Annotated in this window: 5 protein-coding genes; 1 reads left to right on the top strand and 4 read right to left on the bottom strand. The window is 45.5% G+C overall.

Going from position 1 to position 4,121, the window contains the following annotated elements; translation table 11 throughout:
- Positions 1-78 precede the first annotated feature (78 nt).
- The 3 genes from ACX5KA_RS10665 to folM all read right to left on the bottom strand — a co-directional run bounded on the left by ACX5KA_RS10665 (position 79) and on the right by folM (position 2,878).
- Positions 79-972, bottom strand: coding sequence for a carbon-nitrogen hydrolase (locus tag ACX5KA_RS10665; protein WP_039229281.1), 894 nt, complete (start codon positions 970-972; stop codon positions 79-81).
- Positions 959-2,023, bottom strand: coding sequence for an agmatine deiminase family protein (locus ACX5KA_RS10670; RefSeq protein WP_287498257.1), 1,065 nt, complete (start codon positions 2,021-2,023; stop codon positions 959-961). Before ACX5KA_RS10670 ends, ACX5KA_RS10665 begins: the two co-directional genes overlap by 14 nt.
- 147 nt (positions 2,024-2,170) lie before the next feature.
- Positions 2,171-2,878: a dihydromonapterin reductase gene (gene folM, locus ACX5KA_RS10675; RefSeq protein ID WP_287498256.1), complete on the bottom strand. Its 708-nt coding sequence runs from the start codon at positions 2,876-2,878 to the stop codon at positions 2,171-2,173.
- A 161-nt stretch (positions 2,879-3,039) separates the two neighbouring features.
- Between folM and folE the strand changes: the two genes are divergently transcribed.
- Entirely contained in the window at positions 3,040-3,723 is a 684-nt protein-coding gene (folE, locus tag ACX5KA_RS10680) for a GTP cyclohydrolase I FolE (RefSeq protein ID WP_287498255.1), read from the top strand.
- A gap of 103 nt (positions 3,724-3,826) precedes the next feature.
- Here folE and ACX5KA_RS10685 read toward each other — a convergent pair.
- A partial coding sequence (locus tag ACX5KA_RS10685; RefSeq protein WP_458731107.1) for a hypothetical protein occupies positions 3,827-4,121 on the bottom strand: 295 nt, incomplete at its 5' end.

Below are 4,121 nucleotides of genomic sequence, written 5' to 3' on the forward strand. Positions count from 1 at the left end.
TGGGGATACCTCAGGGTCAGAGTACATTTTGTGACATAGATTTGTCTTGGAAAATGTACTCTGACCCCATTATTTAGGTTAATCGCGCCAGCGCTTGGTTAGCTCGTCGTAGGCGTCTATGCGGCGGTCGCGGAAGTAAGGCCAAATGCGCTTGACCTGTTCGGTACGTTCCATATCAAGCTCTACGGTTAGCGTGGTTTCACCTTCAGCTTCGGCTTTGGCCAAAATCTCACCTTGCGGGCCTGCTACAAAGCTTTGTCCCCAGAACTGAATACCTGGATCACCTTCAACAGGTGACGCTTCAAATCCAGTGCGGTTTGCCACGATAACCGGTACTGAGTTTGCCACAGCGTGAGAGCGCTGAATGGTTTCCCATGCACCATGCTGACGGGTACGTTCTTCTTCTGTGTCAGTTAAATCCCAGCCGATTGCGGTAGGGTAGAACAACAAGTCCGCACCTGCCATCGCCATTAGGCGCGCCGCTTCTGGATACCACTGGTCCCAACACACCAATACGCCAAGTTTACCTACGCTGGTTTCAATAGGCGTGAAGCCCATATCGCCCGGTGTGAAGTAAAACTTCTCGTAAAAGCCTGGGTCATCAGGAATATGCATTTTACGATATTTGCCCGCAATTTCTTTACTGCGGTCGAACACGACTGCGGTGTTGTGATACAAACCTGAACCGCGCTTTTCAAATAAAGATGTCACCAACACGATATTGTGTTTTTCGGCTAGTTCACCAAAAAATTCTGTCGCAGGTCCAGGAATTGGTTCAGCCAAATCAAAGGCGTCAGTATCTTCTTGCTGGCAAAAATACAGGGTGCTGTGTAGTTCTTGAAGCAAAATACACTCGCATCCTTCAGCGGCTAATTTGGCAATTTGCTCGGCACTTTTATTCCAGTTCGTTGCTTTATCGTTATCGGCAACGGCCTGTTGTACCAGACCCACTTTTAGCTTAGCTGGGCGCATGTAATGACACTCCTTTCTTTAAGGTGGTGATAATCGAATCTTTTAATGTATTTGTGGGAACCTGCATGGAAATGCAATGCAAGCTGCCGTATTGTCTTACGAGTACACTGCAATCGATTGGTTCAACAATATGATTGGGATGTGCTCTTTGTACAGTCTCAATGGCTTCTGCGTCTTCCTCTTCACCGTAAACAGGCAATAATATTGCGTTGTTACAAATTAAGTAATTTGCGTACGATGCCGGCAGGCGATCCCCTTCGTCGTTTACAATATTAGGCAGCGGCAGATGAAACTGTTCATGCTCAGGCAGCTCAAGGGCGCACTCGTCGCACAACGCTCTCAACCCTTCAAAGTGACTGTCATTAGGACGGTTGTTACACGCCTGAATCACTAAGCCTTTGTTCGGCGTGAAGCGCACTAATGTGTCGATGTGACCGTCAGTATCATCGCCTTCTAAATGACCATGCTGCAAAATAGTAACTTTGCTGCAGCCTAGCATATCTTTAAATGCATCTTCGTAAGCACTTAGCGACATATCACCATTACGCTCAGGGTTAAGTAAACACTGGGCAGTACTTAATAGGTGTCCGTCTTCATCAATTTCCAGCGCGCCACCTTCAGCTACAATTGGGCTGCTGCGAAGTACAGATTTACACATGCTGGCAAGATAACGCTGATTCGCCAGATTATCTTCAGCGGCGTTAAACTTATTGCCCCAACCGTTAAAGCGAAACTCTACCGGCGAGCCATTGCCTTCACTGTCTTTACAAGTGATGAAGCCGTAGTCGCGCATCCATGTGTCGTTAAATGAGGCAGGAACAATAAGCACTCGAGCGTTCTCTGGTAAACGAGAATTAAGATCGTCTACGTCACTCGGCGCACATAATAAAATCACACCCGCATCGTTGCGGTTTACTGCAGCAATCACGTTCAGATAGGTCGCTCTCGCGTCTTCTAACCATGGAGCCCAGTCGGTTTGCGCATGAGGCCACGCTAACATAACAGCATCAATGTTATGCCATTCAGGCGCCATAGTACGGTTGCCGTGCATAGTAAAATTCCAAATAGCTACGAAATAGGGTTCGGATTATAGCCATGCCTCAGCATGAGACCAAGGCAAATGGCGATGAAATTAATTGGCGGTGACGATTACTTTAAGCCATAAGGAAAACTGAAATGAACGAAAAGGGGGCGGCTTTTATTTCAAATGCCGCCCACCGTTGAGGTGAAGGGTTTGCCCTGTCACGTAGTCACTATCAAATAAATAGTTCACGGCTTTCACGGCCTCTTGCGCCCCAGGTACTATCTCTAACAGTGACTTTTCTAACGCTTTTTGTTTATAAGCTTCGTCATCACCCTCATTGAACATAAGCAAAGCTGGGGCAATGCTATTTACTTTTACCTTTGGTGCTAGCTTCTTAGCAAATGATAGGGTCAGGTTGTGCAGGGCTGCCTTACTTGCCGCATAAGCCATGTGTTTCTCGCTGCCTGTTTCTTGAACGTAGTCAGTCATATGAATAATGTCAGACTGAACGTCGCAATCACAAAGAGCCTTTTCAAGTGCCAAGTTTATGCGGTAAGGGGCAACAGCATGGACCAACATCATGCGTTCAATCAAGCTATGCTTGTCATGGTTATCTTTTTCTTGCGCCCAATCTGACGCGTTGTGGATCACCGCTCGATAGGTTTTACTGATTGCCTTAATCTCATCAATTGCTCGATCAATAGCCGCCTCAGTGCTAAAATCAGCCTGTAAGACTGTAGCACCTTTATCCTCAAGCATTGAAATACTTGGACGAAGTGTTCGATAAGTCACGACAACGTGGTGGCCCTGGTCAAGTAAAGTATTGGCCATAGCTAAGCCTAAACGTTGACTTGCGCCTGTAATTAACACAGGTGAATTCAAGATGATGTCCTTCTTTCGTAAAAGGTAACGGTCTTATTATTCTGTGCCAAATGCACAGTCGGTAGCAATGACATTAAATAAAAGTCATGTTGCCAAGTAATCGATCTGTAACGAACTCATGCTCGTACAAGATCAAAAAAGAAGTAACTACGGATAAAGTAATGTTAGCAAAAGAAGCGGTAATTGTGCGCGACGCACTAGACCCCTCTATTTCAGAGCCAGCACAACGTGTACGAGAAGCATTAGAAGCCAAAGGTTTAGAAACACCTATGGTGGCTAATGGTCTTACTGACGAGCAAAAGCGCAAACGAATAGAAAGTGCTATGCGTGACGTAATGGACACGCTTGGCCTTGATCTAACTGACGACAGTTTGTGTGATACGCCCACGCGAATCGCTAAAATGTATGTCAATGAAATCTTCGGTGGATTGGACTACCGCAAATTTCCTAAGATTACTGCCATTGAAAACAAGATGCAGATTGACCAGCCTGTACAGGTATCTGATATAAGCCTGACCAGCACTTGCGAACACCACTTTGTTACTATTGATGGCACGGCAACGGTGTCTTACATACCCAAAGACACAGTGATTGGTCTTTCAAAGATAAATCGCCTTGTTGGTTTCTTTGCTCAACGTCCTCAGGTACAGGAGCGCTTGACACAGCAGGTGTTAATAGCGTTACAAACGCTTACTAACACTGAAGATGTAGCAGTAAGTATTAATGCTACGCATTACTGTGTTAAAGCGAGGGGAATTCGCGATACCAACTCGTACACGAAAACATCTGCACTTGGTGGTCGTTTCCTTACTGATAGTGAATTGAAACGAGAGTTTTTTCGTTAGCGTCTTTCCATACCCCAACGGAATACTCAAAAAGCCGCTCTTGAAGCGGCTTTTTCAATTGAGGATATTGATAAGAGTGTAGCGTTAGGCTTCTAATGTCGAGTTATTTAATAATAAGCTCTGAATCTAGCGCATCGACAATAAGGTTAACACGACCACCTATACCATCCGCTGCTGTTAGGCTGAGCACCTTATTACAACACCCGCACGATTCATGTTGCTCGTGATACATGTCGCGAACAGAGTTTAAATAAAAATCATTAATTGCGCCGCAATAGGGGCACATGTATTCCAACGCATTATCACTTTGCATCGTTTTTTCCATTACCATGTTTAACATATCCATATGACGTAAGTCGAAATCCGCTGTTGCATGTTCCGGCCCATTCCGATCACCC

Source organism: Alteromonas alvinellae, from assembly GCF_902705805.1.